Genomic DNA, 26013 nt, shown 5'->3' with positions numbered 1-26013 from the left:
ACCACACGGGTATGGACGCAGTTCCCGAGGAGATCACGAGCCTCGTCGGCCGCGAGGTCTACTCCAACAACGGCGTGTTCGTCGGCGAGGTCGAGGACGTGCGCCTCGACCTCGACGCCGAGTCGGTCACCGGGCTCGCGCTGGCGGAGTTGAACGGCGAGCTGTTCGCGGGGACGGACATCGGACGCAACACCGGCGTCATCGTTCCGTATCGGTGGGTTCGGGCGGTCGGCGACGTGATCCTCGTCAACGACGTCATCGAGCGCCTCGACCGCGGCGAGGAGGAGTCCGAGGAAGCGGCCGTCTGACGCGTGACGCGACTGTCGACCGGCGTCCCGATCCTCGATCGGCGGCTCGACGGCGGGCTGGTGTCGGGGAGCGTCGTCGCGCTCGTCGCGCCGCCGGAGTCCCAGAGCGAACTCCTGGCGACCGCCTTCGCGGCGGCCGGCCCGACGCTGTACCTCACGACGCTGCGCCCGGAGCGGTCGGTCCGCGAGTCGCTGGCGGCCGCCGGCGTCGAGGACGTCACTGTCCGCCAGTGTGACGCGGAGGCCCTCGCGACCGACCCCGCCGGCGTCCTCCGCGACCTGCCGACCGGCGGCCGGGTCGTGATCGACGTGATGAACCCGCTCGAACGGATGGAACGCCGGCGGGGGGCGGGCGTCGTCGCGGCCGTGAGCGACGCGGTCGAGGCGGAGGGGGGTGCGGCGCTGTTACACTGCCTGGAGGAGCCGGGACTCGACGACGGTCGCGTCCGGACGCTGGCGCTCGCGGACGTGGTCTGCTCGCTGGAGCTCAGCCACACTTCGCTGTCGATCGACAACCGGCTCCACGTGACGAAGTTCCGGAACGGCGCGGCGCTCACCGAGCCGATAAAGGTGAAGCTCGCCGACGCGGTCGAGGTGGACACCAGCCGGGACATCGCCTGAGTGCGGCCGTCACCGCGGCGTCCCCGACGGCCGCTCTACGACCCGTTCGATCCCTCGGAGCCCTCGACGCCCATCGCGTCGAAGAGCTTGCGGCGGACCGCCTCCTCGGTGAGCTGGAGCAACGTGTCGCGGTTCTCGTCACTGGTCTCGATGCCGGTGAAGATGCCGAGCGGGATCTCGACGGACCCCTGCGTAGAGTGGCCGGCCGCGTCGCCCATGTCCTCGAACGCCTCCTGCAGCACGTTGCCGATGTTGATCCGGATGTCCTTCGAGCGCGCGGAGAGGTAGATCTTCTCGTCGGCGATGCCGAGGACGGCCGTCGTCGTGATCCCCTCCAGGTTCAGGAGGTGCTGGGCCGCCTGCGCGAGCGCCTCGCGGTCGCGGATGAAGCCGGCCGTCGAGAAGAGGTGGCTCCCCTGCACCTCGCGGTTCTGGATCGCCTCCGCGAGCACGTCGAGCGTCTCCGGGCTCATCGACGGCGACTCCACCTGTTCGAGCGTGTCGTGGTTCGCGAACGGATGGAGGTACGCCGCCGCGGTCAGGTCCGCGGGCGTGGTGTCGCGTTTGAAGTCCAGCGTCTCCGCGCGGATGCCGTACAGCAGCGCCGTGGCGACCGCCTCCGACGGCGAGAGGTCGAACTCCTGGAGGTACTTCGTGAGGATCGTGGAGGTCGAGGAGACGTTCGTGCGCACGTCGACGAAGCGGGCGTCGACCTCCGCGTCGGCCTCGTAGTGGTCGATGTAGACGTCGACGTCGGCGTCGATCTCCATTTCCGGCTCGCCGGACTTGGCGTGGTCGACCAAGGCGATCGTCTCGTAGGCGTCGAGCGGATCGGCCTCCTCGCGCGAGAGCAGGTCGATCCCGAGCAGGTTGACGAACGCGCGGTTCTCCTGATGTCCCACGTCGCCCGTGTAGAGGATGTCCGCGTCGACGTCGTACGCCTCCGCGATGGCCTGCAGGGCCGTCGCCGAGGCGATTGAGTCCGGGTCGGGGTTGTCGTGGGTCAGGATCGCCAGCCGGCCGTCGGACTCGCCGGTCTCGCGGAGGATGTCCGCGAGCTGGCGGGCCATGTACTCCAACTCGCCGGTCTCCAGCGAGCGGAGCGCGGAGTCGGCGATCACCGTCGAGGGGTTGATCACCACGTCCGCGCCCAGGTCGCGGAGTTCGTCCTCGCTGACGGGGTCGGAAGCGCGCACGACCACGTAGTGTTCGCCGCCGCGCTCGCGGATGGCCTTCACCGCCTCCTTGTTCGCCTCCACGTCCGAGGCGAGGATCAGGATGATGTCGCGGTCCGCGACCGCCTCGCCGACGCCCTCAGCGGCGATGTCCTGTACCTGTGCGTTGAGGTCCTGGTCGCGCAGCGCCTCGACTCGGCTCTCGTCGCGGTCCAGTATCAGCACGTCCCGGTCGCGGTCGGTCAGGTCCTCCGCGACCGCATGGCCCACGCTCCCACACCCGAGTATCGCGTACCGCGTCCGCGATGAACCACCGGAGCCTGCACTCATTGGTTGTCGCGTCTCGGGTCGGCCGACACTTAACAGGCGCGCTTGCGACCCCGACGGCCCCGTATCCGCCGTTGCGAGCGCCCTCCGTTCTGTTTGCCGTGGCGAAGGCGACCGCGGTGCCGTCCCGCGATGTGGCGTGCGGACCACCCACGCGGGACCGCCAAAAGGAAACGCCTTTTAGGGCGACGCCGGTACGAAGGAGTGAGGGCCGGTAGCTCAGTCAGGGAGAGCGACGGACTCTTAATCCGTCGGTCGGGGGTTCAACTCCCTCCCGGCCCGTTTCTGTCGCCGCGAGCAACGTTCGCGAGCGGCGGCCGTGTGAGGAGTGGAGGGCGTTGAACCAGAGAGTAAAGCGAGCGAAGCGAGCGGTACGACCGTGGTTCAACTCCCCCCCGGCCCGTACACTAATCGTCGAGCGACAGCGAGGCCTTTTCCGACCCTTTTTGCCAGCCGCTTCTGAGAAAATTCTGTCACTCGCTTCCGAGGCTATGCTGGTTCCGTCTCCAGCGACGCGCCACACTCCGGACACTCCTCGTCCATGTCCGTCGCGGGGGCGTCACACGCCGGACAGAACACGCGCTTGCAGCTACGGTCTCCCATGGGTCATGTTGGCGCGGAACGCTTCTGAGCCTTTCGGCGTTCTCGGAGAGATCCCCCGAGTCGCCGACGATCACTCCCCCTGGTCGGTCGCCAGCGCCGCCTCCTTGAGTCGGCGGCCGCGGTCGGTGGAGACGGTGAGCTCGGGGACCGGCGTCGGGTCGTTGTCGGCGTCGACCGCGACGAAGACGAACGTCGACTCGGTGGTCTGTTCGGTCTCGCCGGTGCGGGGTTGCTCGCGGAACGCCTGCAGGCGGACGCGGACGCTGGTGCGGCCGGCCTCGTAGACGTACGCGCGGATCACCGCGGTGTCGCCGACGGGGATGGGGCGCTTGAAGTCCATCCCCTCGATGTTGGCGGTGACGCAGGTCTCGCCCGCGAAGCGCATCGCGGACATCGCGCCCACCTCGTCCATCCACTTCATCACGTTGCCCCCGTGGGCGGTGTCGTAGTTGTTCGTGTGGTTGGGCTGGATCCGCGAGCGGTTCTCCAGGTAGGTGTCGACCAGGTCCGTCATGGTCGATGGTCGCGGCCGGCCGCCTTGAGCGTTGGCCGTGCGGCGCTCCGGCGGCGTCGGTCGATGGTCGCGGCCGCGGCTCTCGGACGCCGACCGGGCGCTCCGCTTTCGAACCGAAACCCCTTTTCAGGCGCCCGTCGCCGGTTGGGACGTGACCGACCGCGACGACCGGTTGCAGTTCTACGCGCTCTACCTGACTCGCTTCGCGGAGGGATTCGGGTTCGTCACGCTGCTGACGCTGCTGCCGACCTACATCAACACGCTCGACCCGCAGGCGACGACGGTCCTCGGCGTCACCATCAGCGCCGGGTTCGTCATCGGGCTCTACACGACCGGCTTCACGTTCGCGCAGACGGTCGCCGTCGTCCCGCTGGCGTGGGCCGGCGACCGCTTCGACAAGCGCTCGGTGCTGCTGTGGACGCTCGGGGTCGGCGCGGCCGTCTACGCGCTGTTCCCGGTCGTCGACTCCTCGCTCTCCTTTATCCTCGTCAGGGCCTTGCAGGGCGTCGCCGTCACCGGCGCGGGCCTGATGAGCCTCTCGCTGGTGGGCCAGATCGCGGACGTGGGAACGCGCGCGCACCACATCGGCCGCGCCAACGCCGCGTCCTTCGCCGCCTCGATCCTCGGCTCGCTGTCGGCCGGCGCCATCTACGACGCCCTCGGCTTCGACCCCATCTTCACGCTCATCGTCGCGATGATGGCGGTCGCGTGGGCCGGCCTCTACGTCTACCTCGACGCCGACGAGACCCGCGTCGAGGGGTTCCCGTTCAGCGACCTCGCGCTCAACCGCAAGCTGTTGACGATCACGAGCTTCCGGTTCCAGTACGCGTTCGCGGTGACGATGGTCCGGACGTGGATCCCCATCTACGCGGGGACGACGATGGCCGCCGGCGGGCTCGGCGTCGCGGGCCTCGCGGTCGCGGTCACCGTCGCGATGGAGAAGGGGACCAACATGGTCGGCCAGCTGTTCACCGGCCGGCTCTCGGACGACCACGGCCGCGCCCTGTTCGTCTTCTGTGGCGGCGGCGGGTACGGCCTCGTCGCGCTCGCCATTCCCTTCGCGCCGGAGGTCGGCGCCGCGCTCGGCGTCCCCGCCTCGCTCCCGCTTCTGGGCGAGACGCCGCCCGCCTACCTCCCGCTCGTGGGGCTCTCGGGGCTGCTGGGCGTGGTCGACTCCTTCCGCGAGCCGGCCAGCATGGCGCTGTTCGCGGACGAGGGAACCGACGACGGCGGCGTCGCCTCCAGCTTCGGCATCCGAGAACTGGTCTGGCGGCCGGGGTCGGTCGTCGGCCCGATGCTCGCCGGGTGGCTCATGGTCGAGGTGAGCATGGACTCGGTGTTCTACGTCGGCGGCGCGTTCGCGATCACCGGGGTGCTCGCGTTCCTCGCCATCCTCCTCAACGACTACGGACGGCGCGCGCTGACGGCGTGGTGAGCGCGCGGCTCGGACCATCCGCGCGGTGAGCGGCGCCCGGCCGCTCCGTCGGCGGGACTCCGCCGGTTCAGGCGTCCCGCTTCGCCAGCGCCGCCCGGTAGTGGTGGGTGCTCTCGCCGTCGCCGCGGCGCACGTCCGCGACCGCCCACGCGGTTCCGACCGCCGCCTCCCGCAGTTTCTCGGGCGCGAACAGCCGGAAGACGAGCGCGGGGTCGGCGTCGCCCTCGTACTCGAACCACATGACGCGGCGACCGACCCCCGGCTCGGGGTCCGCGCGGTAGCCGAGCAGTTCGCGCGTCGCCTCGTACTCCGGGTCGTAGCAGTCGACCACCGCGGTCGCGTCGCTCGTCGTCACGTGCGCGAGGTCGCCGAGAAACTTCCGGAGCGCGCGCTGTGAGGGCGCCAGCCCGAGCTGGGTCCCGTTGGCCAGCGCCGAGCCGAACCGGTCGGCCGGGAACTGCGCGGGGAGGTCGAACATGTCGCCCTCGCGAGCGTCCCGGACGCCGCGCTCGCGCATCGTCTCCACGAGGGCGGGGCTCGGCTCGACCGCGACCGTCTCGAACCGCTCCTGATAGTAGCGCGCGTGGCGCCCGGCCCCCGCCCCGAGGTCGACGAGCGGTCCCCGAAGCCGGTCGTCGAGCCACCGCTGGCCGGGGTCGTCGGGGTCCGGCGGCGTGAAGTAGAACGCCTCGACGGGGTGCTCGCGCGTCTCGTCGCCGTCGCGGTGGATCAGGGGCGCGTCGCGCTCGCCGCGGCCGTGGTCGCGGATGGCGCGGCCGAACGCGTCGGGGCCGACGTGCGGCATGTCGGAGGCGTCGCCGTCCGCGGCCAAAAGGCTGCGTGAGAGGCGGTACCGAGACGCAGTGGCGCTACCGAGGACTGAGCGGCCGCTCGCCGATCGGAAGTCCACGCGAGAGAACGGTCGAGAACGCCGGCCGCGTTCAGGCCGAGCCGTCGACGAACTGTTCGGGGCCCTCGTAGAACCAGTAGCCGGCCTCGCGCATCGCGCGGCCGAGTTCCTGGTGGAACTCCACGAAGTCGGCGAACTCTTCCTGTTCGACGTGCTCGAAGATCTCCTCGACGGAGACGACCGTCTCGTAGTCGATCCGGATGGGGTGGTCCCCGAACTCCTCGACGTAGTCGGCCGCCGAGAGCGGGAAGTCCTCCTCTTCGTCGATCTTCTTCGCGAGCACCGCGTGACCGTAATTCCGCATGCCCTCGCTCCCCTGCTCGCCGTCGGGGTCGTGTGGCCAGTCCATACTCGAGGTTCGCGAGCGGGTGGGATAGTCGTTACGTTCCCCGTCACGCCTCACCACGGCCCGTCGTAGTTCACCCGCGGCCGGTCCGCGTCGAGGCCGAGTTCGCGCAGCGTCGCGGTCGCGTTCTGGACCGGACCGGGCGCCGGCCTGTCGAGCGCGTCGCCGGCCGCCTCCCGGAACCGGACCGTCCAGTCGCCGTCGACCACGACCGCGGCCCGTCGCGGGACGTCGGTGTGCCCCTCCCACGCGTCCGCGAGCAGGCCGTAGGAGGCCGCGACGCGCCCGCTCTCGTCCATCGCGAGCGGGAAGGGCAGCTCGAACCGGTCGGCGTATGCGACGCCGGCGTACAGCGAGTCGCCGCGCACGCCGACCACCGACAGGCCGTCGACGGCGGCCCATCCCGCGTCCCGCATGCCGCACAGCTCCGCGGTGCAGGTCGGCACGAAGTCGGCCGGGTAGAAGTAGATCAGGACGGCCTCGCTCGCCTCGACGCGCCGGAACAGCTCGAACTCGACCGCCGTTCCGTCGGCGACCGCGGGCGCGATGAAGTCCGGGGCCTTGTTCCCGACGGTGACCATGCTCGGCGGTCGCGGCGCCGAGACAAAAGGTGTGGGGTCGGCCGCGGCGCCGCCTCAGAGGATCGTCCCGTGTTTCTTGTCGGGCAGGTCCTTCTCCACGTCCGCGTAGAAGTCGAAGCGGGCGGCGAGTTCGGCGCGCAGTTCCGAGGGCGGAACGATCTCGTCGATGACGACCTCGCTGGCCATCCGGTGGACGTCGATGTCGCGGCGGTACTCCTCGCGGAGTTCCTGCTCGCGCTCCGCGCGCTCCTCGGGGTCGTCGATCGCGTCGAGCTTGTTGGCGTACACCGCGTTGATCGCGGCCTCCGGACCCATAATTCCGATCTCCCCCGAGGGGAGCCCGATGACACTCTCGGGGTCGTAGGCCGGCCCGCCCATCGCGTAGATCCCCGCGCCGTACGCCTTCCGGACGACGACGGTCTGCTTCGGGACGGTCGCGGAGGAGGTGGCGTAGATCATCTTCTTCCCCTTCTCGAGGATGGCGTCCTTCTCGACCTGCGAGCCGGCCATGAAGCCGGGCGTGTCACAGAGGTACAGCAGGGGGATCTCGTAGGCGTCACAGGTCCAGATGAACTCCGCGGCCTTCTCGGCGGCGTCCGGGAAGATGGCCCCCGAGCGCTCGGTCGGCTGGTTGGCGACGACGCCGACCGGGCGGCCGTCGATCCGACAGAAGGCGGTGACGATCTCCTTGCCGTACGACCCCTTCAGCTCGAAGACGGACTCCGCATCCGCGATCCGGTCGAGCAGGTCGTGCACGTCGTAGGCGCGGTTCGGCGATTCGGGGATCAGCTCGTCGATTCCCTCGGGCGAGAACTTCGGCGGCTTCGTCTCGGCCCGCGGCGGCTTCTCGCCGGCCTGGTCGGGGAGGTAGGTGATCAGCTCGGAGACGAGTTCGCGGGCGTGCTCCTCGTCGCGGGCGACGAGGTCGGCGGAACCGGACTCCTCGGCGTGAATCCGCGGCCCGCCGAGGTCGGCCATCTCGATCTCCTCGCCGGTGACCATCTTCACCATCCGCGGGGAGGCGATCGCCATCGCGGACATCCCCTCGACCATGACGGTGAAGTCCGCGAAGACGGGGGTGTACGCCGCGCCCGCGATGCAGGGGCCGTAGAGCACGCAGATCTGCGGGACGTAGCCCGACAGCATCGAGTGGTTGTAGTAGTACTTCCCGATCCCCTCGCGGTTGGCGAAGAAGCCGGTCTGCTGGTCGATCCGGCCGCCCGAGGAGTCCATCAGGTACAGCACCGGCTTCCCCGTCTTGAGCGCGCGCTGTTGCATCCGCAGGAACTTCTCGACGCCCTTCGCGGCCATCGACCCCGCCTTCACGGTGAAGTCGTTGGCCATGAAGTGGACGTCGCGGCCCTCGAACTCCGCGGCGCCGGTCAGCAGGCCGTCGCCGGGGACGCGGTCGCCCTCGTCGTACTCGTCGCCGTCGGGCGAGCTGGGGTGCCAGTCGTCGAAGGCGGCGAACTTCCCGTCCTCGAACCGCAGGCCGGTGGGCGCCCCCTCGGAGGCGGCCGCGTCGCCCGGTCCGCCCGTCCCGCCCTCGCCGCCGAACCAGAGGTCCAGCCGGTCGCGGACGAACAGTTTCCCCTGCTCGGGGAGCCGCTCTTTGTACTTCTCGGGACCGCCCTGCAGGATGTCGTCGATCTCCGCCTGCAGGTCCCGCTCGCGGTCGGTCGGACCGCGGCCGTCGTCGAGGGGGTACTCCGGCTCGCTCGGCGCGGCGGTCGCGGCGGGGTCGGCCGCCTCGCCGACGTACACCTCGACGTCGGCGCCGAGGTGGTCGGCCAGCGACTGCGCGATGGCGGCCGCCTCGTCCGCGGTCGCGCCCTCGCCTACGTGCACCTTCATGCGCGCAAAATTTGTGCCGGATCGCAAATGGTTTTCCATGCACGACCGCGGGCTCGGGGATACCGACCGCCGCGAGTACCGGCGGACCGCCTACCCGAGCGCCGCTTCCAGCCGGTCGATCAGGGCTTCGTTGCCGACGTGGAGCGGGACGCGCTCGTGGAGGTCCCCGGCCGGCACCTCGAGGACCGACCGCTCGCCGTCCGAGGAGGCGCCGCCGGCCCGCTCGACCACGTAGGCGATCGGGTTCGCCTCGAACTGGAGCCGGAGCTTCCCGTCCGGCGCGTCCGCGAGCGCCGGATACGCGAAGACTCCGCCGTAGGTGAGCACCTGGTTCACGTCGCCGACCATCGCACCGCCGTACCGGAGCTTGAGGTCCTCCTCGACCCCGCGGGCGAACGCGCGGAAGTCGTCGGGCCAGTCCGGCACGCGCCCGCCGAAGCCGTAGACGGTGGGTCGTTCCGGGAGCGTCAGGTCCGCCGTTACGACCTCGCGGGAGACGCCGGACGCGGGCGTGGCGCCCGCGTCGGTCGCGGCGTCCGCGCCCGCGCCGTTGCCGATCACCTCCTCGCGCACGCCCGTCTCGGTCGCCACGACCATCGTGGTGATCGGGCCGTAGAGCACGAACCCGGCGCCGACGAGCGCGGTGCCGGGCGCCGGGAGCGGGGCGTCGTAGACGCCGACGACGGTCCCCATCGCGTTGTTCGACTTGAGGTTCGAGGAGCCGTCGAGGGGGTCGACCGCGACGCTGAGCCCCTCGCCGCAGTCGACCGGCTCCGGGCGCTCCTCGCTGGCGTAGGTCCCGACGCCGTCGACGGCGGCGATCCGTTCCGCCAGCAGGTCGTCGGCGTACTCGTCGGCCGCCAGCACCGATTCGCCGGAGGGGTTCTCGGTCCCGCTCTCGACGCGGCGGCCGGGGAGCGCGGCGCGGACCTCGGGAGCGGTTTCGGCGACCGCGTCGAAGACGGCCTCGACGACGCGCTCGCGGTCGGGGACGACGTCCTCCCCCATCAGTCGAGCGCGGCGTCGTGAACCTCGCCGTTGGCCTCCCGGAGCGCCTCGCGCGGCTCGCTCCCGCCGAAGATCACCGCCTCCAGCGCGTCCAGGATCTGCTCGGGGTTCTCGCGCTGGAAGACGTTCCGCCCGACGGCGAGCCCCTTCGCGCCGCCGTCGAGTGCCCCCTTCACCGTCTGCAGGAACGCGAGGTCGTCGGTCTTGGAACCGCCAGACATGATGACCTTCGTCGGGCCGGCCATGCTGGTCGCCTGCTCCATCGCCTCGGGCGAACCGGGATACTTCACCTTCGCGATGTCCGCGCCGAGTTCCAGTCCGAGTCGGGCCGCGTAAGCGATCGTCTCCGGCGCGGTGTCGTCCTTCAGCCCCTGGCCGCGGGGGTACGACCACATGACCACCGGCAGGTCGCGGTCGCGGGCGGCCTCCTGTGCGTCGCGGAACTCCTCGGCCATCTCGACCTCGTGGTTGGAGCCGCCGTACAGCGTGAACCCGACCGCGTCGGCGCCGAGTTCGTCCGCGTACTCGACCGAGCAGTTGACCGCGGAGTCCGGTTCGCCCATCCAGAGGTTGGAGGTACCGTTGAGCTTCAGGAGGAGCGAGACGTCGTCCGCGTAGTCGTCGTAGTGCGCCTCCGCGACGCCCTTCTGTACGGCCAGCGCGGTCACCGCATCGTGGCCCGCGAGTTCGAACACCCGCTCTGGGTCGGCAGTCGCCGGGTTGGGGTCGAAGTCGACCGGCCCGTGTTCGAGCCCGTGGTCGTACGCGAGGATCAGCGCCTTCCCGTCGCGCGTTATCGCCTCGTCCGCGTGGGGTATCATCGGTTCGAACTGCGGTAAGATCGGATAAAAAGACTGTGGTGGGAACCGTTTTTAGAACGAATGTCGTAGCGCTCTCCAGAGCGGTTCTCGGTCCCTGTGAACGCTCCTTACGAGTACAAAAACGCTTACTACTCGATGAGTAAATAGTCGGTCCTCGACGGCCCGGCGGCGGTCGGGCGTCATCCGCTCAGTCGTCGGCGCGGCGAGCGGCCTCGTACCACGCGGTCACGTCGTCGGGGTCGAGTTCGAGCACGTCGGCGACGTGTTCGGGGTCCGCGGTCGCGAGGCTCCGGACCGAGGTGATGCCGGCTTCCGCCAGCAGGTCCGCCGCCGCCTCGTCGACCGCGTCGAGGTCCGTCGTCGGGGTCGGCGCCGAGCGCTCGCGCCACGCCGCCTCGGCGGCGGTCGGGTCGCCGCTCCCGTCCGTCTCCGCGGGGTCCGCGCCGCCGCCCATCGCGTCCGCGACCCACGCCGCCTCGTCCGCATTCGCGTCCTCGGCCGATCGCTCCTCGGCCGCCGCGTCCGCTCGCTCCTCCCAGTCGCCCGAGGAGGCGGCGACCCACGCGGCCTCCTCGTCGCCGAAGCCGCGGACCTGCGTCGACCGGCTGGCGAGCCCGTCGCCCGCCTCGAAGGACCACGACAGCGAGTGCTCGCGGCGGATCTTCGCGGCGACGCCGGGGTTGACGCCCGCTTCCACGAGGATCCGGTAGGAGACGCGCTTGTCGGTCACGTCGGCGGCCGTCAGGTCGGCGTCCGCGAACGCGTCTGCCGTCGCTGGACCGACCCACTTCAGGTCGGTCGGGACAGGTTCGCCGCTCGGCTGGTCGTCGGCATCAGCGTCGGAGCCAGCGTCGGCGTCAGCGTCGGCGTCGTCGGCCAAGCTCTGTCACCCGTTGTCGGCCGTTCGCGGATCCGGCACTTGAAGCTTTCTCCGCGATTCTCGACAGGAAGAACCGGCGCTCCGGTACGCTTACCACCCCCGAGTCGGCAGGGACACCCATGCGAGGGCTGGACGACATCGAGACGGTCGGCGTCGTGGGCGCCGGCACGATGGGCAACGGGATCGCGCAGGTCGCCGCGACCGCGGGCTACGACGTGGTGATGCGCGACATCGAGACGGCGTACGTCGAGAACGGCTTCGACAGCATCGAGTCGAGCCTCTCCCGGCTCGCCGAGAAGGGCGAGCTGGACGAGGACCCGGCGGCGATCCGCGACCGGATCGCGGGGACGACCGACCTCGCGGACCTGGCGGACGCGGACCTCGTCGTCGAGGCGGCGGTCGAGGACATGGCGATCAAGCAGGACATCTTCGCGGACCTGGAGGACGTGGTCGACGCGGAGGCGGTGCTGGCGACGAACACCTCCACGCTCTCTATCACGACCATCGCGAGCGCGACGGAGCGCCCCGAGCGCGTCGTCGGCCTCCACTTCATGAACCCGGTCCCGATCATGACCGGCGTCGAGGTGGTCACCGGCGAGCGCACGGCCGAGGAGGCGGTCGCGTTCGCGCACGCGTTCGCGGAGGCGCTCGGCAAGGAGACGTGGGAGTCCGACGACAAGCCGGGGTTCGTCACCAACCGCATCCTGATGCCGTGGATCAACGAGGGCGTCCGCGCGTACGACGAGGGCGTCGCCACGAAGGAGGACATCGACACGGGGATGAAACTCGGCACGAACGTCCCGATGGGCCCGCTCGAACTCGCCGACCACATCGGGCTCGACGTCGTGCTGGACGCCAGCGAGACGCTCCACGAGGAGCTCGGCGACCGCTACAAGCCCGCCTACCTGGTCAAGCGGAAGGTCGACGCGGGCGACCTCGGCAAGAAGACGGGCCGCGGCTTCTACGAGTACGACTGAGCCCGCGCGCACCGCCGCCGTGTGCCGGCGCGGGGACCACCCCGGTCAGTTGTCGTCGTCGCTCGCGGTCCAGCGGCGCGCGCCGGGCACCAGCGCGACGAGTTTCGTCACGTAGCCGAGCTTGAACAGCCCGAACTGCGAGAGCACGCCGAGGGCGAACACCCCGAGGAAGGCGGGCGCGACCGGGTCGAACAGCAGGGGTTCGAGCGCGAGTTCGCTCCCGGCCGCCTCGAACGACGCGACCGTCAGCGACCGAGTGGCGAACGCGGCACCGATGAACGCGGTGGAGAACACGAGCGTCGAGCGCGTGAGGACGAAGCCGAACACGGCGCCGACCGCGACCCCCGCGAGCGTGGCGCCCGCGAGCAGGAGCGTCCCCTCCAGCCCGCCCGCCCCGCCGGCGTACAGCGGCCCCGCCACGAACCGGCCGAGGAACCCGCCGACGACCGCGCCGATCCCCAGCACCGCGAACGACAGTCCGGAGTACGCGAGGAACGCGCCGACCGCCGCGCCGCCCAGCACCGCGACCGCCGAGAGCACCGCGCCCTCGACAGCGAGGAACCCCGTCAGCGTCGGCGCCAGCGCGTACCCCGCGCCCGCCCCCACGAGCAGTCCGGTCAGCGTCACGGCGTAGACCGACACCGCCGCGCCGACGAACGCCAGCAACAGACCGGCGACGATCAGCCCGGCGTCAACCGGTGCGATCTCGAACATGGTTGGTCGGTTTCCGTGCGTTCACTTAAAACTCGGAGCTTCGGACTCCCAACCAAGGTCGTGTTCGAGGGCGATACTGAGTGGAGCGGCGTGGTTTTGTCTTTTTCCTGTCAGAATTCGTTGTTTCTGTGTCTGTGGTCGATCCTGCTGATCAGGACAGCAACGTCCAGAAAGCCCCAGTCGGCTCGACCGGCCGCGCCTCGCTGCGCGCTCGCGCCTCTCAGCACCGCCCGGCGCGAGTGCTTACGTCGTCGGGGCCGGATCGAGCCGACTGCCCCTTTCAGTCCCACCTACCGCAACCGCACCGCAGGCCTCGCACCTCCCCAACCTCGGCGGCGGCGCGGCCGCGAAACCGCACGGCAGGCGGCCGCGCCGCCGCCTCCCTCGCGCGGTCGCGGCGACACAAGGTCGCCGCGGCGCGCGCCGACAGCACGGCACCGCAACCGCTCACGACCACACCGCAACAGCACCGCACCGCCACGAGTTTCAGAAAAGCGAGATTTCGGAATCGGTCTGCATCACTCAGTATCGGGCTGTTGCTGGTCCAGAAGGTCAAAACGCAGCGTTACGGTCGGAAACGGCGGCGTACACCGAGCGACCGTCGAGTTCCTACTCCTCGTCCTCGTCGCGCATCTCCGAGAGGCGACCGACCAGGTCGTCGGTGGATGCCTCGCTCTCGAAGGAGACCTCGCCCTCGTGGTCGTGCTCGTGGACGCTGACGGCCTCGGAATCGTCGTCCTCGTCGGTTTGGTTCCCCGTTTCCTGCTCGGATTCATCGTAGCTGCCAAAGCCCATGTGTATCGGTTCGACCCCCCACGGAAAACTCGTCCGGCCGCGGAGCGCCGCGACAACGGCTGGCGCGGTTGCGGACCGGTAGCGTGGCTCGGTCCCGCATTCGCGCCCGGGAGCGGTCGAGAGCCAGCCGGAATCCGTCGTCCTTTTGCCCGCGGGCGCGCTACATCGGGTAAGCGATGGCGACGTACCACATCGAGACGTACGGCTGCACCTCTAACCGGGGTGAGAGCCGCGAGATCGAGCGCGCACTGCGGGACGGCGGCCACCACCCCGCCGAGGGACCGGCCGATGCCGACGTCGCCATTCTGAACACCTGCACGGTCGTCGAGAAGACGGAGCGGAACATGCTCCGGCGCGCCGAGGAGCTCCAGGAGGAGACCGCGGATCTGGTCGTCACCGGCTGCATGGCGCTCGCGCAGGGCGAGCAGTTCCGCGAAGCCGGCATCGACGCCGAGGTGCTCCACTGGGACGAGGTCCCCGACCACGTGCTCAACGGCGAGTGCCCGACGGTCACGCCCGACACCGAGCCGGTGCTCGACGGCGTCGTCGGCATCCTCCCCATCGCGCGCGGCTGCATGAGCAACTGCTCGTACTGCATCACGAAGTTCGCGACCGGGCGCGTCGACTCGCCCTCCGTCGAGGAGAACGTCGAGAAGGCCCGCGCGCTCGTCCACGCCGGCGCGAAGGAGATCCGGATCACCGGACAGGACACCGGCGTCTACGGCTGGGACGACGGCGAGCGCAAGCTCCCCGAACTGCTCGACCGCATCTGCGACATCGACGGTGAGTTCCGGGTCCGCCTCGGGATGGCCAACCCCGGCGGCATCCACGGCATCCACGAGGAGCTCGCGGACGTCTTCGCCGAGAACGAGAAGCTCTACGACTTCGTCCACGCGCCGGTCCAGTCCGGCTCCGACGAGGTGCTGGAGTCGATGCGCCGCCAGCACCGCGTCGACAAGTTCCGCGAGGTGGTCGAGACGTTCGACGACCGCCTCGACGAGTGGACGCTCTCGACGGACTTCATCGTCGGCTTCCCCACAGAGACGAGCGCGGACCACGAGCGGTCGATGGACCTGCTCCGGGAGGTCCGCCCCGAGAAGATCAACGTCACGCGCTTCTCGAAGCGCCCCGGCACGGACGCCGCGGACATGAAGGGCCTCGGCGGCACCGTCAAGAAGGAGCGCTCGAAGGCGATGTCGGAGCTCAAGATGGAGGTCGTCGGCGAGGCCTACGAGTCGATGGTCGGCACCGAACGCGAGGTACTGGTCGTCGAGGAAGGCACCGGAGACTCCGTGAAGTGCCGGGACTCCGCCTACAGACAGATCATCGTCCAGAACGCGCCCGACCGCGGCGTCGAGGTGGGCGACGTTCTCGACGTCGAGGTGACCGGCCACAACACCGTCTACGCGTTCGCGGACCCGGTCGACGCCTGACCGCCGTTTTTCTCAACCGCTGTCGCCGAGAGGGCTCCTCACACCGCCACGAGCGGCAGGTACAGCAGGATGCAGCCGACGCCGTGCAGTCGCGTCAGCGACTCGCGGCGGTACAGCAGCGCGACGACGACCGCGGAGGCGACGAGCATGTAGGCGGTCGCGAGCGTCGCGGTCCGGGGGTCGCCGAGCGTGATGCCGCCGACCGCGGCGCCGACGCCGAGCGAGAACAGGGGGTCGGTGATGTTCGACCCGAGGAGCGTGCCGCCAGCGATGTCGCCGCGGCCGCGTCTGACCGCCGCGAGCGCGACCGCGACCTCCGGGAACGTCGTCCCCATGCCGGTGAGCAGGCCGAGCGCGTGCGCGGAGACACCCAGCGTCGCGGCGAGCTCCCGGGAGCCGGTGACGAGCAGGTGGCCGCCGACCGCGACCGCCGCCAGTCCCACTAGGAGCCACGCGACCGGGTGCGCGACGGTCTCGGTCTCCTCGGTGCCGGGCGCGCGCTCGACGTACACCTCGGCGTCGACGCGCCGCGAGAGGAAGCCGACGTACAGCGCCGCCATGGCGACGCCTTCGATCCGGGAGACGTCGCCCGACCCGACCGCCACGAGCATGACCGTCATCGCGGCCAGCATTCCGCCGCCGTAGCGCCGGACGTTCTCGCGGGCGACCTCGAAGGAGGCGACGACCGCGACGAGCCCGATCCCGAGCGTGATCTGCGCGGTCGCGGAGCCGGCGATGTGGCCGACCGCCAGTGAACCGACGCCGTACGCCGCCGCGTACGCGGCGGTGGCGATCTCCGGCAGCGAGGTGCCGACGGCGACGACGGTGACGCCGACGAGGAACGTCGAGAAGCCGATCCGGTCCGCGAGCGTCCCCGCAGCCGCGACGGTGCGGTCGCTCCCGGCGACCAGCAGGGCGAGCCCGCCGGCGACGGCCGCGACCGCGGCGTGGAGGCTCATCGTGGTGTCCGGTGGTCCGGCCCCGGTCCGTTGGTCCGACCCCGAGTCGTTCCCGTCCTCGTGTGACCGTCTGAAAAGGCTGTCCGTCAGGCGTCGCCGTCGAGCGTCACCGACTCCGTGGCGGCGTTGCGGAGCGCGTCCGAGCGCCCGAACGTCCCCGGCGCGATGGCGAGCGTCCGGATGCCGTAGCTGTTGGCAGTCTCGACGACCGGTTTGAAGTCCGTGTCGCGGGAGGCGATGGCGATGGTGCCCGCTCGTTCCTCCGCGGCGTACCGGGTGGCGTCGACCGCGAGCTTCACGTCCACGTCGCCGCTCGTGACCACGACCTCGTAGCCGCGCGCCTCCGCCGCCTGAATGAGTCCCGGCGTGGCGTGCTCGTCGAGGTAGAGCCGCGTCGTCACCAACTGCCCCTCCGCCTCGGCGGCCTCGCGCACGTCGTCGAGGTCGACGTCGAACTCCTCGCGCAACACGTTCGGGCCGTCGACGAACAACGCGACGCCTGCCGGCCCCTCCTCCGCGTCCATACCCCGCGTACCTCCCCGACCGGCAAAGGGCTGCTGGTTCCCCGCCCCGGTCGATCCGGGCCGTTCACCCGGTCGTCGGAGTCGGAACCGGGTTCGGCAGCCCCGAGAGTACGACGAAGACGTAGTAGAGGAAGACCGCGAGCGCGACGACCGCCAGCAGGGCCAACAGCAGGAGGACGACCATTTCGCTCCTGCCGCGATTCCCGGGCCCAGTTCTCATCGGGTCGGGGGTCGCGTGAAGCAGGCAAAAAGGCGTCGTCGTAAAGCGGTGCGGCTCAGTCGTCGGACGGAGCGGGCGGCGACCGCACGGGTTCGCCGTCGACCGGCGAGTCCGGGTTCGCCTCGCGAGCCGAGGTCGGGAGCCCGAGCTGTGCGTCCACGTCGGCGTCCTCGCGCAGGCGGACGCGGCCCTTGTGGACCGAGACGGCGTCCGCGAGGTGGAGCCGGACCGCCTCCAGCAGCGCCTCGGCCTCGAGCGGCTGCCCGCGGGCCTTGATGTCGTCGACGCTCGCGCCGTCGGGCACGTCGAACGCGCGCTGCGTGACGACCGGCCCCTGATCGAGGTCGGTCGTCACGTAGTGGGCGGTGACGCCCGCGACGCGGACGCCGGCCTCCTTCGCCTGTCGGTACGCCTGCGCGCCGGGGAACGCCGGCAGCAGCGAGGGGTGGATGTTGAGGATCCGCCCCTCGTACCGGAAGACGACGTTCGGCCCGAGGATGCGCATGTAGCGCGCCAACACCACCAGATCGACGTCGTACTCGGCCAGCAGGTCGAGGATGCGGTCCTCGTCCGGCGAGCCGTTGCCGTCGCCCACGTCGTAGAAGGGCTTGTCGTACCGCTCCGCGAGGCCGCGGAGGTCGCCGCGGTTGCCGATGACGACCGGGATCTCCGCCTCCCCGTCCTCCGCGAGGTCGCCGTTTCGCTCGGCCTCCAGCAGCGTCTCGGGCGCGTGGCTCTCCTTCGTGACGAGCAGCGCAATCCGCCGGGACTCGCGGTCGTTCGGGAACCGCACCTGAATGTCCACGTCCAGCTCGCGGCCCAGGTCCGCCAGCGCGCGCCGGAGCTCCTCGCGGGAGGTGTCCAGGTCCGAGGCGTCGACCCGCATCGTCATCCGGAACAGCCCGTCCCGGACCGCCTGGTCGAGGTCCTCGATGTTGATCGACCGCTCGAACAGGAGGGTGGTGACCCGCGCGATGAGTCCCGTCTTGTCTCCTCCGACCACGGTGATCTCGGTCAGTTCGCGCGTCATGCGACCACCTCCGTCGGTTCGAGCGGAACCATGGACCTACCGAGGCACCGGACGGTTTAGCCCCTTTCGCTCCGCGCCAGGTCTGCCACGGCATCCCATCGGCCGAGTGCTCCGGACCTCGACCGCCCGCGCTCCGACGCAGATACACAGGTACGTGCATATCGGCGCGTTTCCAAAACGGTTTTTGCACACGACCCCGCACTACATCCTGATGACCGACTACACCGCGACCGTCACCGTCCGGCTGAAGCGGGGCGTCCTCGACCCGGAGGCCGAGACGACGAAGGACGCGCTGGAGCGGCTCGGCTTCGAGCTGTCGGGGCTCCGGTCGGCCGACCGCTTCGAGATCGACCTGTCGGCCGACGACGCGGACGCCGCGGCCGCGCGCGCCGACGAGATGGCCGAGCGCCTCCTGGCGAACCCGACCATCCACGACTACGAGGTCGCGGTCGAGGAACGATGACGGTCTCGGTCGTCGCGACGATCGAAACCGTCACTGACGCCGCCCACGCGGGGTGTTCAGCGTGACGGTTTCGGTCGTCCAGTTCGGCGGCTCCAACTGCGACCGCGACGCCGTCCGCGCGCTGGACCACCTCGGCGTCGACGCGGAGCGCGTCTGGCACGAGGACGGCCTGCCGGACGACACCGAGGGGATCGTCCTCCCGGGCGGCTTCTCCTACGGCGACTACCTCCGCGCCGGCGCGATGGCCGCGCGGGCGCCGATCATGGAGGAAGTCCGCGAGGCGGCCGCCGAGGGCGTCCCCGTGCTCGGGGTCTGCAACGGCGCACAGATCGGCTCCGAGGCCGGACTGACGCCGGGCGCGTTCACCACCAACGCCTCCGCGCGCTTCCAGTGCGAGCCGGTCCACCTCCGCGTCGAGCGCGCGGACACGCCGTGGACCGCGGCCTACGACGAGGGCGACGTGATCGAGGTCCCCATCGCCCACGGCGAGGGGCGCTTCGAGATCGGCGACGACGCCTACGACGACCTCGTCGCCGACGACCGCGTCCTGTTCCGGTACTGCGACGCGGACGGGAACGCGACCGACGCCGCGAACCCCAACGGTTCCACGGGGAACGTCGCCGGCGTCCTCGGCGAGCGCGAGACGGTCGCGGTGCTGATGCCGCACCCGGAGCGCGCGACGCTGCCCGACGTGGCGACGAGCACCGACGGGGCGGGAGTTCTCGAAGCGTTCGCGTGAGTCGATCGGGGGCGCTTCCCCGACGCTTGCAACCCTTGTTTCCTTGCGACGATTTAACCGGACCGAGCGCGAGGTTCCCGTATGAGCCAGCAGCAGCCGCGGGGCGACGGGAACGACCCGGACGACCGCGACGAGGACCGGTTCGCCGGCGAGAAGGACGAATCCCTCCGGAGCCGCGACGTGACCGAAGGGGCGGACAAGGCGCCGCACCGCGCGATGTTCCGCGCGATGGGGTTCGACGACGCCGACCTCTCCTCGCCGATGGTCGGCATCGCCAACCCCGCGGCCGACATCACGCCCTGTAACGTGCACCTCGACGACGTGGCCGACGCCGCGCTCGACGGCGTCGACGCCGCGGGCGGGATGCCCATCGAGTTCGGCACCATCACCATCTCGGACGCCATCTCGATGGGGACCGAGGGGATGAAGGCCTCCCTCATCTCGCGGGAGGTCATCGCCGACTCCGTCGAACTCGTCTCCTTCGGCGAGCGCATGGACGCGCTGGTGACGGTCGCGGGCTGTGACAAGAACCTGCCCGGCATGCTGATGGCCGCCATCCGGACCGACCTCCCCTCCGTCTTCCTCTACGGCGGCTCCATCATGCCCGGTCAGCACGACGGCCGCGACGTGACCATCGTGCAGGTGTTCGAGGGCGTCGGCACGTACGCGCAGGGCGAGATGGACGCCGACGAGCTGGACGAGTTGGAGCGGCAGGCCTGCCCCGGCGCGGGCTCGTGCGGCGGGATGTTCACCGCCAACACGATGGCCTCCATCTCCGAGGCGCTCGGGCTGGCGCCGCTCGGCTCCGCGTCCGCGCCCGCCGAGGACCCCGAGCGCTACGAGGTGGCCGAGCGCGCGGGCGACCTCGTGTTGGAGTGCGTCGAGGAGGACCGCCGCCCCTCCGACATCCTCACCCGGAAGTCGTTCGAGAACGCTATCGCGCTCCAGACCGCGGTCGGCGGCTCCACGAACGCGGTGCTGCACCTGCTCGCGCTCGCGGGCGAGGCGGGCGTCGACCTGACCATCGAGGACTTCGACGAGATCTCCCGCCGCACGCCGAAGATCGCGGACCTCCAGCCCGGCGGCGCTCACGTGATGAACGACCTCCACGAGGTCGGCGGCGTCCCGATCGTCCTCCGGCGCCTGCTGGAGGCGGACCTGATCCACGGCGACCAGCTCACCGTGACGGGACGGACCATCGAGGAGGAGCTCGACCGCCTCGACCTGCCCGACGACGACGAGATCGACGCCGAGTTCCTCTACACGGTCGAGGAGCCCAAACAGCCCGAGGGCGCCATCAAGATCCTGAAGGGGAACCTCGCCCCCGACGGCGCCGTGTTGAAGGCGACCGGACAGGACGAGTTCTACCACGAGGGACCCGCGCGCGTCTTCGAGAACGAGGAGGACGCGATGGAGTACGTCCAGACCGGCGAGATCTCCTCGGGCGACGTGATCGTCATCCGCAACGAGGGGCCGACCGGCGGCCCGGGGATGCGCGAGATGCTCGGCGTCACGGCCGCGGTCGTCGGCGCCGGCCACGAGGACGACGTGGCGCTGTTGACCGACGGGCGCTTCTCCGGCGGCACGCGCGGCCCGATGATCGGCCACGTCGCGCCCGAGGCGGCGGACGGCGGCCCGATCGCGCTGCTCGAGGACGGCGACGAGGTGACCGTCGACATCCCGAACCGCGACCTGACCGTGGCCGTCGACGACGACGAGCTGGCGGCCCGCCGCGCGGAGTGGGAGCCGCCGGAGCCGGTCTACGACGGCGGCGTGCTGGCGAAGTACGGTCGCGACTTCGGCTCCGCGGCCCGCGGCGCGGTCACGAACCCGGCGCTGCGGCGCGAGTAGATCGGCGGCGAACCGGAAAGCGGAACGAACGCCGCCGAACGACTTACGTCCCGGGCGGGCGATTTTCTGCGCATGCAAGCGCGCGACCTGATGACGACCGACGTGCAGATGGTGGCCCCCGACGACGACGTGGCCGACGTGCTCAAGCGGTTCGCCCGCGTCGAGTTCTCCGGGTTTCCGGTCGTCGACGAGGACCGATACGTCCTCGGCGTCGTCACGGAGTCCGACCTCGTGGACCTGTTCGAACCCGAGGACAAGACCCTCTGGATCCCCGTGGGTCTGCCGCCGTTCGTCGACACGCTCACCTATCAAGTCGATCCGCCGTGGGAGGACCTCGACGTCGGGCTCGACTTCGTGCGGGACACGGGCCGCGAGATCTCGGAGGTGATGACGACCGAGGTGATCACGGTCGAACCCGACGCCGACGTCGGCGAGATCCTCGACCTGCTCTCCGGCGACGACCCGAACATCAACCGCCTGCCGGTGGTCGACGAGGACGGGCGGATCGTCGGGATCGTCGCCAGACAGGACGTGATCCGGGCGTTCCGGGACCGGCGGCTGGAGTGAGGTCGGAGGGCGGCGCCGCCTGACCCGCCGACCGCCCGGAAGCGATCCCGTCCCCCGCCCGCGGCAACGCCGTCGCGCTTCGAAACCGTAAGGACGCCCGGGCGTGGACGGACACTGTGAGCCGACACCGAAACCTCGCGCTGTTCCTGGTCCTCGCGGCGGTGTGGGGATCGGCGTTCATGGCGATCAAGGCGGGGCTGGAGTTCTTCCCGCCGGTGCTGTTCGCGGCGATCCGCTACGACGTGGCCGGCGTGATCATGCTCGCGTACGCCGCGGTCGTCGTCGACGACCCGATCCCCCGAACTCGGGGCGAGTGGACGCTCGTCGCGCTCGGCGCGACGCTGCTCATCGCCGCCTACCACGCCTTCCTGTTCATCGGCGAGACCGACCCCAACGTGACGAGCGCCGTCGCGGCCGTCCTCGTGAGCCTCTCGCCGGTCCTCACGACCGTCTTCGCGCGGGCGTTCCTCCCGAGCGAGCGCCTCACCCTGATCGGCACGGTCGGCCTCCTCATCGGACTGGCGGGCGTCGTCGTCCTCTCGCAGCCGAACCCCGGGAACCTGCTCGGCCAGGGGACCGGCGCGAAGCTGCTGGTGTTCCTCGCGGCCGCCGCCTTCGCGCTCGGATCGGTGCTGACGCGGGCGGTCGACGCGGACCTCCCCATCGAGACGATGGAGGCGTGGTCGATGCTCCTGGGCGCGGCCCTGATGCACCTGCTCGCGTTCGGCCTCGGCGAGTCCGTCTCCGACATCGCCTGGACGTGGGAGGCGGTCGCGTCGCTCGCGTACCTCTCCGTCGCCGCCAGCGCGGCCGGCTTCCTGATCTACTTCGACCTGCTCGACCGCCTCGGCCCCATCGAGATCAACCTCGTCTCCTACGTCGCCCCGGTGTTCGCGGCCCTCTCCGGCTGGCTCTTCCTCGACGAGGTGATCGCGGTGCCGACCGTCGTCGGCTTCGTCCTCATCTTCGGCGGCTTCCTGCTGGTCAAGCGGGAGGCCATCCGCCAGGAGTGGGGCCGGTACCTGGCGTCGCGGTCGTAGTCGGTCGGCGTCGCGGTTCTCGTCTACCGGCCTCGCACCCCTCGAGCGACGGCGTCGCGGCGGACGAAACCGTGCGGGTCCTTCTCACTCCCGGAGTAGTCTTTATGTTCCGGAGCGTCACCCTCGGCGCATGTTCCCCGAGACGTTCGAGACGGAGCGCCTCCGGTTCGAGCCGCGGTGGTCCGAGCGCGTCGACGTTCACGAGCTGTACGAGATCTGTTCGAGCGACCCCGGCATCGAGGAGGTGACCGAGTACGTCTCGTGGAGCCCCCACGAGACGCCCAAGGAGACCGCGGAGTTCCTCGACCGCGGCCGCTCGAAGTGGGACGATCGCGAGGCGGCCGGCTACGTGCTCCGGCCGCGTGAGGGCGAGGACGGCGCCGGCGAGATCGCGGGCACGACCGGCATCGCCCTGAAGTGGGACCGGCAGACCGCCGTCCTCGGCCTCTGGCTCCGCAAGCGGTTCTGGGGCCGCGGCTACTCCGGCGAGCGCGCGGCCGCGCTCTGCGAACTCGCGTTCGACCGCCTCGACCTGGAGGTCGTCGCGGTCTCCCACCATCCGGACAACGAACAGTCCGAACGCGCCATCGGGAAGTACGTCGACCGGTTCGGCGGCCGTCGCGAGGGCCGGCTCCGCAACACGCTCGTCGACGTGGACGGCGGCGTGTTCGACGAGGTCCGCTACACGATCTCGCGGTCGGAGTGGCGCGAGGCGACCGACGGCGGCACCGACATCCTGTGAGCGAGCCGGGAGGGCCCGGGCTCGGCCGTCAGCCATTAGTCGCGGCGCCCGAACCCGGCAAGTATGACTGAAAGATCGCTTTCCGACCGCGTTCCGCTCGCCGCCGGTGCCGCCGCCGGCGCCGCAGCCTACCTGCTGGGCTACCTGGTCACCTACGTCTGGCAGTCGGGCTCTGTCGAGGAGCGCCTGCAGGGGGTCAACTTCCTCGCGGACCTGTTCGGAAGCGATCCGATCCCGGTGTGGAAGGCCGTCGGCTGGCTGTTCTACAACGCGCACTTCGTTCGCACGCGCTTCGAGGGCGGCCTGGGCGGTCCCCGCTCGGAGAACTTCATCGCCGCCGCGGAGGGCGGCTCGCTGGCGCTGCTGTACCTCGTGCCGGTCGTCCTGCTCGTCGGGGCCGGCCTCGCGGTCGTGGCCCTCGACGGCGCCGACGAACCGGCCGACGGCGCGCTCGCCGGCGCCGCGGCGGTCGTCGGCTACCTCCCGCTCGCCGTCGTCGGCGCGTTCCTCTTCTCGTACGACGGATCCATCGCGCCGGACGCGGTGACCGCCGTGCTACTGGCGGGCGTCGTCTACCCCCTCGCGCTCGGTGCGGTCGGCGGCGGAGTCGCCGTCGTCGCGGGACTCGGCGAGGACTGACCGACCGCCCCCGGCCGCCTTTTCCGACGCCCTCACCGACCGCGCGGGTCCAGCACCGCGGCGTCGAACCGGTCCGCGCGGACGAGCGCGAGGCCGAACCCGGCCGCGACCAGCGCCGGCAGGTAGTTCCCGAACCAGAGGTTGATCCCACCCCAGAGGATCACGAAGCTCACCATGTCGTCGAGCATGAACTCGCAGTCGCGGAGGCGCTCCGTCAGCGCCTCGCGGTCGAACGCGCGGTCGAGCGCGCCCACGGCGACGGTCGCGGAGAGCACCCAGCCGAGGTAGTTCGAGAGCGGGACGCCGTAGAAGGCGCCCGCCGCGTCGTAGCGCCAGAACCCGAGCGCGACCGCGCCGGGGTCTAACACCACGTCCATCGTCACGACGGCGCCGATGACCACGAGCAGCCGCGGGAGCGCCCGCGCGGCGCGGCCGCCGAGCAGGAGCAGACACAGCAGGTAGGCGTTCGCCACGAGCGGGAGGAAGAACACCGGCAGCGCCAGCGGGACGCCGCCGAGCATCGGTCCGAGGTCGACGCCGTACGAGAAGCCGCCGTAGGGCCACCCCGTCCGGACGCCGACCGTCTCGATGGCGTAGGTGTAGGCGGTCAGGAGGCCGATCCACCCGGCGGCCCGGCGGTCCACGAGCGGGAGCACGCCCGCCACGAGCGGCGAGCGCATCACCAGCACGCCGAACAGGACGAACCACGGGTTGAACGCGAGCGGGTCCGGGAGCCACCCCGCCGCGCTGGCGACGAGCGTCACCGCCCCCACCGCCGGGAACAGCACCGCGATGGTGAACCGGTTCTCGCGGACGAGGCGGTCGAAGCGGGCCTGGAATGCGGCACGTGAGTCGGGGACGGCGGCGCGGAGGCGGTCCGCGGACGAGGCGCTCGACGCGTCCGCGTCGGCGTCCGGGGCCTGCGCGCTCGCGGACCCGGCCCCGTCACCGCTCACGCGATCACCTCCGTCGCCGGAACGAGCAGCCACAGGCCGCCCATCGTGATCCCCGCGCCGACGACGCCGTTCACCAGGGGGAACCACCAGTAGGCGCGCTCGACGGCCACGTCGCTCGTGGCCACCCACGACAGGAAGAGGGGGTAGACGCCGAACGCGAACAGGAACCGGATGTCGAGCGCCGCGAACGCGGCCGCCGCGCCGGTCCAGCAGACCAGACAGTAGGCGTAGGTGCGTGCCTCGCCGAGCGCCGTCGCGGTCGTGGTGACTCCCGCCGCGCGGTCCGGTTCGATGTCGGGGACCGCGGAGAAGGTGTGCATCGCCATCGTCCACAGCCACGCCCCCACGAGCGCGAGCGCGGGCGGGTGGGCGCCGGCGACCGTCGCGTAGGCGGCCGCGCCTGGCAGGATGTAGAGGCCGTTCGAGACCGAGTCCAGAAGCGGCGTGGTCTTGAACCGGAGCGGCGGCGCGCTGTACTCCACGCCGAGCAGGAAGAAGCCGGCGAGGTAGGGCCACGCGAGCGGCGGCGCGAGCGCGAACGTCGCCAGCCCGAGCAGCCCCGAAGCGGCGACCGCGGCGGCCGCGAGCGGGTCCCCGCGCCAGCGCGCCTCCTTCGCCGCCTCGCCCGGAGCCGTCGAGTCGGCGTTCGCGCCCGCCGCGTCGCCGTTCGCCTTCTTGGGATTCCGGGCGTCGATCTCGGCGTCGTAGGCGTCGTTGACGCCGTACAGCAGGACGTTCGCGGGAAGCAGGAAGTAGGCGAACATTCCGACCGCGGCGGGCGCCAGCAGGTCCGCCGGCGTCTCGGCCGCGTAGACGACCCCCACCGCCACCGGACCGGCGAGGTAGAGCCAGAACCGCGGGCGGGAGAGCGTCAGCAGGTAGCGGAGGCTCTCGCCGGGCGACCGGTCGGCGTCGGAGCGGCCGCACCCCGATCCGCCGGCGTCCGCGTCGGCGTCGCCCCCCGATGCGTCGCTCATCGGA

28 protein-coding genes, 1 tRNA gene and 1 pseudogene are annotated in these 26013 nt (G+C 70.9%); 13 read left to right on the top strand and 17 right to left on the bottom strand.

Features of this window, described 5'->3' with window-relative positions:
• Positions 1–11 precede the first annotated feature (11 nt).
• Positions 12–308 carry a PRC-barrel domain-containing protein gene (locus tag ACZ432_RS04615; RefSeq protein ID WP_058366126.1) on the top strand — a complete coding sequence of 99 codons (297 nt, stop codon included), beginning with the start codon at positions 12–14 and terminating at the stop codon, positions 306–308.
• A gap of 3 nt (positions 309–311) precedes the next feature.
• Positions 312–929 (top strand): RAD55 family ATPase, encoded by a 618-nt coding sequence (locus ACZ432_RS04610; RefSeq protein ID WP_426962994.1) that lies wholly within the window; start codon positions 312–314, stop codon positions 927–929.
• 35 nt (positions 930–964) lie between these two features.
• On the opposite strand, the gene ACZ432_RS04605 is transcribed toward ACZ432_RS04610, so the two are convergent.
• On the bottom strand, positions 965–2434 hold the full coding sequence (locus tag ACZ432_RS04605) for a DHH family phosphoesterase (RefSeq protein ID WP_426962995.1): 1470 nt from the start codon (positions 2432–2434) through the stop codon (positions 965–967).
• Between the two features lie 205 nt (positions 2435–2639).
• Here ACZ432_RS04605 and ACZ432_RS04600 point away from each other — a divergent pair.
• Positions 2640–2713 (top strand) — tRNA-Lys (locus ACZ432_RS04600).
• Between the two features lie 391 nt (positions 2714–3104).
• On the opposite strand, the gene ACZ432_RS04595 is transcribed toward ACZ432_RS04600, so the two are convergent.
• Complete coding sequence (locus tag ACZ432_RS04595; RefSeq protein ID WP_426962996.1) at positions 3105–3548, bottom strand: acyl-CoA thioesterase; 444 nt, start codon at positions 3546–3548, stop codon at positions 3105–3107.
• Positions 3549–3699: 151 nt separating this feature from the next.
• Between ACZ432_RS04595 and ACZ432_RS04590 the strand changes: the two genes are divergently transcribed.
• A complete protein-coding gene (locus ACZ432_RS04590; RefSeq protein WP_426962997.1) occupies positions 3700–4983 on the top strand; it encodes an MFS transporter in 1284 nt (427 codons plus the stop codon).
• Between the two features lie 67 nt (positions 4984–5050).
• Here ACZ432_RS04590 and ACZ432_RS04585 read toward each other — a convergent pair whose 3' ends face one another.
• The 7 genes and pseudogenes from ACZ432_RS04585 to ACZ432_RS04555 form a co-directional block, all read right to left on the bottom strand.
• A complete protein-coding gene (locus ACZ432_RS04585; protein ID WP_426962998.1) occupies positions 5051–5788 on the bottom strand; it encodes a methyltransferase domain-containing protein in 738 nt (245 codons plus the stop codon).
• Positions 5789–5924: 136 nt separating this feature from the next.
• Complete coding sequence (locus tag ACZ432_RS04580) at positions 5925–6242, bottom strand: DUF5785 family protein (protein ID WP_058366132.1); 318 nt, start codon at positions 6240–6242, stop codon at positions 5925–5927.
• A gap of 50 nt (positions 6243–6292) precedes the next feature.
• Positions 6293–6820 (bottom strand): peroxiredoxin family protein, encoded by a 528-nt coding sequence (locus tag ACZ432_RS04575; RefSeq protein WP_426962999.1) that lies wholly within the window; start codon positions 6818–6820, stop codon positions 6293–6295.
• Positions 6821–6874: 54 nt separating this feature from the next.
• Positions 6875–8674, bottom strand: a complete 1800-nt coding sequence (locus ACZ432_RS04570) for an acyl-CoA carboxylase subunit beta (protein WP_426963000.1) — start codon at positions 8672–8674, stop codon at positions 6875–6877.
• A 90-nt stretch (positions 8675–8764) separates the two neighbouring features.
• Positions 8765–9682, bottom strand: a complete 918-nt coding sequence (locus ACZ432_RS04565) for a class 1 fructose-bisphosphatase (RefSeq protein ID WP_426963001.1) — start codon at positions 9680–9682, stop codon at positions 8765–8767.
• Positions 9682–10503: a class I fructose-bisphosphate aldolase gene (locus ACZ432_RS04560; protein ID WP_426963002.1), complete on the bottom strand. Its 822-nt coding sequence runs from the start codon at positions 10501–10503 to the stop codon at positions 9682–9684. The genes ACZ432_RS04565 and ACZ432_RS04560 overlap by 1 nt, the downstream gene beginning before the upstream one ends.
• Positions 10504–10690: 187 nt before the next feature.
• Positions 10691–11308: pseudogene (locus ACZ432_RS04555) on the bottom strand (DUF7409 domain-containing protein); the annotation flags it as partial.
• Between the two features lie 194 nt (positions 11309–11502).
• Here ACZ432_RS04555 and ACZ432_RS04550 point away from each other — a divergent pair.
• Positions 11503–12360 carry a 3-hydroxyacyl-CoA dehydrogenase family protein gene (locus tag ACZ432_RS04550; RefSeq protein WP_426963003.1) on the top strand — a complete coding sequence of 286 codons (858 nt, stop codon included), beginning with the start codon at positions 11503–11505 and terminating at the stop codon, positions 12358–12360.
• 45 nt (positions 12361–12405) lie between these two features.
• Here the strand turns inward: ACZ432_RS04550 and ACZ432_RS04545 are convergent, their stop codons facing one another.
• The gene (locus tag ACZ432_RS04545; protein WP_426963005.1) at positions 12406–13074 is read right to left on the bottom strand and encodes a phosphate ABC transporter permease; all 669 of its coding nucleotides are present in this window, start codon (positions 13072–13074) and stop codon (positions 12406–12408) included.
• 609 nt (positions 13075–13683) lie between these two features.
• Positions 13684–13869, bottom strand: coding sequence for a DUF5786 family protein (locus tag ACZ432_RS04540; RefSeq protein WP_426963006.1), 186 nt, complete (start codon positions 13867–13869; stop codon positions 13684–13686).
• A gap of 176 nt (positions 13870–14045) precedes the next feature.
• Between ACZ432_RS04540 and ACZ432_RS04535 the strand changes: the two genes are divergently transcribed.
• The gene (locus ACZ432_RS04535) at positions 14046–15302 is read left to right on the top strand and encodes a tRNA (N(6)-L-threonylcarbamoyladenosine(37)-C(2))-methylthiotransferase (protein WP_426963007.1); all 1257 of its coding nucleotides are present in this window, start codon (positions 14046–14048) and stop codon (positions 15300–15302) included.
• Positions 15303–15340: 38 nt separating this feature from the next.
• Here ACZ432_RS04535 and ACZ432_RS04530 read toward each other — a convergent pair whose 3' ends face one another.
• From ACZ432_RS04530 to ACZ432_RS04515, 4 genes are all read right to left on the bottom strand, one after another.
• Entirely contained in the window at positions 15341–16261 is a 921-nt protein-coding gene (locus ACZ432_RS04530; RefSeq protein ID WP_426963008.1) for a sodium:calcium antiporter, read from the bottom strand.
• Between the two features lie 86 nt (positions 16262–16347).
• A complete protein-coding gene (locus ACZ432_RS04525) occupies positions 16348–16785 on the bottom strand; it encodes an NYN domain-containing protein (protein ID WP_426963009.1) in 438 nt (145 codons plus the stop codon).
• 64 nt (positions 16786–16849) lie between these two features.
• Complete coding sequence (locus tag ACZ432_RS04520; protein ID WP_426963010.1) at positions 16850–17005, bottom strand: hypothetical protein; 156 nt, start codon at positions 17003–17005, stop codon at positions 16850–16852.
• A gap of 55 nt (positions 17006–17060) precedes the next feature.
• Positions 17061–18035, bottom strand: a complete 975-nt coding sequence (locus ACZ432_RS04515; RefSeq protein WP_426963011.1) for a formyltetrahydrofolate deformylase — start codon at positions 18033–18035, stop codon at positions 17061–17063.
• Between the two features lie 211 nt (positions 18036–18246).
• Here ACZ432_RS04515 and purS point away from each other — a divergent pair, with 211 nt between their 5' ends.
• The 7 genes from purS (at position 18247) to ACZ432_RS04480 (ending at position 24076) form a co-directional block, all read left to right on the top strand.
• Positions 18247–18498, top strand: coding sequence for a phosphoribosylformylglycinamidine synthase subunit PurS (gene purS / locus ACZ432_RS04510; protein WP_058366000.1), 252 nt, complete (start codon positions 18247–18249; stop codon positions 18496–18498).
• Between the two features lie 61 nt (positions 18499–18559).
• Positions 18560–19237, top strand: a complete 678-nt coding sequence (gene purQ, locus ACZ432_RS04505; RefSeq protein WP_426963012.1) for a phosphoribosylformylglycinamidine synthase I — start codon at positions 18560–18562, stop codon at positions 19235–19237.
• Positions 19238–19318: 81 nt separating this feature from the next.
• Positions 19319–21088 carry a dihydroxy-acid dehydratase gene (ilvD, locus tag ACZ432_RS04500; protein WP_426963013.1) on the top strand — a complete coding sequence of 590 codons (1770 nt, stop codon included), beginning with the start codon at positions 19319–19321 and terminating at the stop codon, positions 21086–21088.
• A gap of 72 nt (positions 21089–21160) precedes the next feature.
• Positions 21161–21655, top strand: a complete 495-nt coding sequence (locus ACZ432_RS04495; RefSeq protein WP_426963014.1) for a CBS domain-containing protein — start codon at positions 21161–21163, stop codon at positions 21653–21655.
• 116 nt (positions 21656–21771) lie between these two features.
• The gene (locus ACZ432_RS04490; protein ID WP_426963015.1) at positions 21772–22695 is read left to right on the top strand and encodes a DMT family transporter; all 924 of its coding nucleotides are present in this window, start codon (positions 21772–21774) and stop codon (positions 22693–22695) included.
• A gap of 130 nt (positions 22696–22825) precedes the next feature.
• Positions 22826–23437: a GNAT family N-acetyltransferase gene (locus ACZ432_RS04485; protein ID WP_426963016.1), complete on the top strand. Its 612-nt coding sequence runs from the start codon at positions 22826–22828 to the stop codon at positions 23435–23437.
• Positions 23438–23500: 63 nt separating this feature from the next.
• The gene (locus ACZ432_RS04480; RefSeq protein WP_426963017.1) at positions 23501–24076 is read left to right on the top strand and encodes a transporter; all 576 of its coding nucleotides are present in this window, start codon (positions 23501–23503) and stop codon (positions 24074–24076) included.
• A gap of 32 nt (positions 24077–24108) precedes the next feature.
• On the opposite strand, the gene cruF is transcribed toward ACZ432_RS04480, so the two are convergent.
• Together cruF and ACZ432_RS04470 are read right to left on the bottom strand one after the other, a co-directional pair.
• Positions 24109–25032 (bottom strand): bisanhydrobacterioruberin hydratase, encoded by a 924-nt coding sequence (gene cruF / locus ACZ432_RS04475; protein WP_426963018.1) that lies wholly within the window; start codon positions 25030–25032, stop codon positions 24109–24111.
• Positions 25029–26009 (bottom strand): prenyltransferase, encoded by a 981-nt coding sequence (locus ACZ432_RS04470; RefSeq protein WP_426963020.1) that lies wholly within the window; start codon positions 26007–26009, stop codon positions 25029–25031. Before ACZ432_RS04470 ends, cruF begins: the two co-directional genes overlap by 4 nt.
• Between the last annotated feature and the right edge of the window lie 4 nt (positions 26010–26013).

This window comes from Haloparvum alkalitolerans, assembly GCF_055381565.1.
This window is presented reverse-complemented; position numbering and strand designations above follow the sequence as displayed.

Excerpts from the sequence above, each read along its gene's own strand:
- ACZ432_RS04615 (WP_058366126.1), top strand. The coding sequence starts at position 12 with ATGGACGCAGTTCCCGAGGAGATCACGAGCCTCGTCGGCCGCGAGGTC.
- ACZ432_RS04605 (WP_426962995.1), bottom strand. The coding sequence starts at position 2,434 with ATGAGTGCAGGCTCCGGTGGTTCATCGCGGACGCGGTACGCGATACTC.
- ACZ432_RS04595 (WP_426962996.1), bottom strand. The coding sequence starts at position 3,548 with ATGACGGACCTGGTCGACACCTACCTGGAGAACCGCTCGCGGATCCAG.
- ACZ432_RS04585 (WP_426962998.1), bottom strand. The coding sequence starts at position 5,788 with ATGCCGCACGTCGGCCCCGACGCGTTCGGCCGCGCCATCCGCGACCAC.
- ACZ432_RS04580 (WP_058366132.1), bottom strand. The coding sequence starts at position 6,242 with ATGGACTGGCCACACGACCCCGACGGCGAGCAGGGGAGCGAGGGCATG.
- ACZ432_RS04575 (WP_426962999.1), bottom strand. The coding sequence starts at position 6,820 with ATGGTCACCGTCGGGAACAAGGCCCCGGACTTCATCGCGCCCGCGGTC.
- ACZ432_RS04570 (WP_426963000.1), bottom strand. The coding sequence starts at position 8,674 with ATGAAGGTGCACGTAGGCGAGGGCGCGACCGCGGACGAGGCGGCCGCC.
- ACZ432_RS04565 (WP_426963001.1), bottom strand. The coding sequence starts at position 9,682 with ATGGGGGAGGACGTCGTCCCCGACCGCGAGCGCGTCGTCGAGGCCGTC.
- ACZ432_RS04560 (WP_426963002.1), bottom strand. The coding sequence starts at position 10,503 with ATGATACCCCACGCGGACGAGGCGATAACGCGCGACGGGAAGGCGCTG.
- ACZ432_RS04550 (WP_426963003.1), top strand. The coding sequence starts at position 11,503 with ATGCGAGGGCTGGACGACATCGAGACGGTCGGCGTCGTGGGCGCCGGC.
- ACZ432_RS04545 (WP_426963005.1), bottom strand. The coding sequence starts at position 13,074 with ATGTTCGAGATCGCACCGGTTGACGCCGGGCTGATCGTCGCCGGTCTG.
- ACZ432_RS04540 (WP_426963006.1), bottom strand. The coding sequence starts at position 13,869 with ATGGGCTTTGGCAGCTACGATGAATCCGAGCAGGAAACGGGGAACCAA.
- ACZ432_RS04535 (WP_426963007.1), top strand. The coding sequence starts at position 14,046 with ATGGCGACGTACCACATCGAGACGTACGGCTGCACCTCTAACCGGGGT.
- ACZ432_RS04530 (WP_426963008.1), bottom strand. The coding sequence starts at position 16,261 with ATGAGCCTCCACGCCGCGGTCGCGGCCGTCGCCGGCGGGCTCGCCCTG.
- ACZ432_RS04525 (WP_426963009.1), bottom strand. The coding sequence starts at position 16,785 with ATGGACGCGGAGGAGGGGCCGGCAGGCGTCGCGTTGTTCGTCGACGGC.
- ACZ432_RS04520 (WP_426963010.1), bottom strand. The coding sequence starts at position 17,005 with ATGAGAACTGGGCCCGGGAATCGCGGCAGGAGCGAAATGGTCGTCCTC.
- ACZ432_RS04515 (WP_426963011.1), bottom strand. The coding sequence starts at position 18,035 with ATGACGCGCGAACTGACCGAGATCACCGTGGTCGGAGGAGACAAGACG.
- purS (WP_058366000.1), top strand. The coding sequence starts at position 18,247 with ATGACCGACTACACCGCGACCGTCACCGTCCGGCTGAAGCGGGGCGTC.
- ilvD (WP_426963013.1), top strand. The coding sequence starts at position 19,319 with ATGAGCCAGCAGCAGCCGCGGGGCGACGGGAACGACCCGGACGACCGC.
- ACZ432_RS04495 (WP_426963014.1), top strand. The coding sequence starts at position 21,161 with ATGCAAGCGCGCGACCTGATGACGACCGACGTGCAGATGGTGGCCCCC.
- ACZ432_RS04485 (WP_426963016.1), top strand. The coding sequence starts at position 22,826 with ATGTTCCCCGAGACGTTCGAGACGGAGCGCCTCCGGTTCGAGCCGCGG.
- ACZ432_RS04480 (WP_426963017.1), top strand. The coding sequence starts at position 23,501 with ATGACTGAAAGATCGCTTTCCGACCGCGTTCCGCTCGCCGCCGGTGCC.
- ACZ432_RS04470 (WP_426963020.1), bottom strand. The coding sequence starts at position 26,009 with ATGAGCGACGCATCGGGGGGCGACGCCGACGCGGACGCCGGCGGATCG.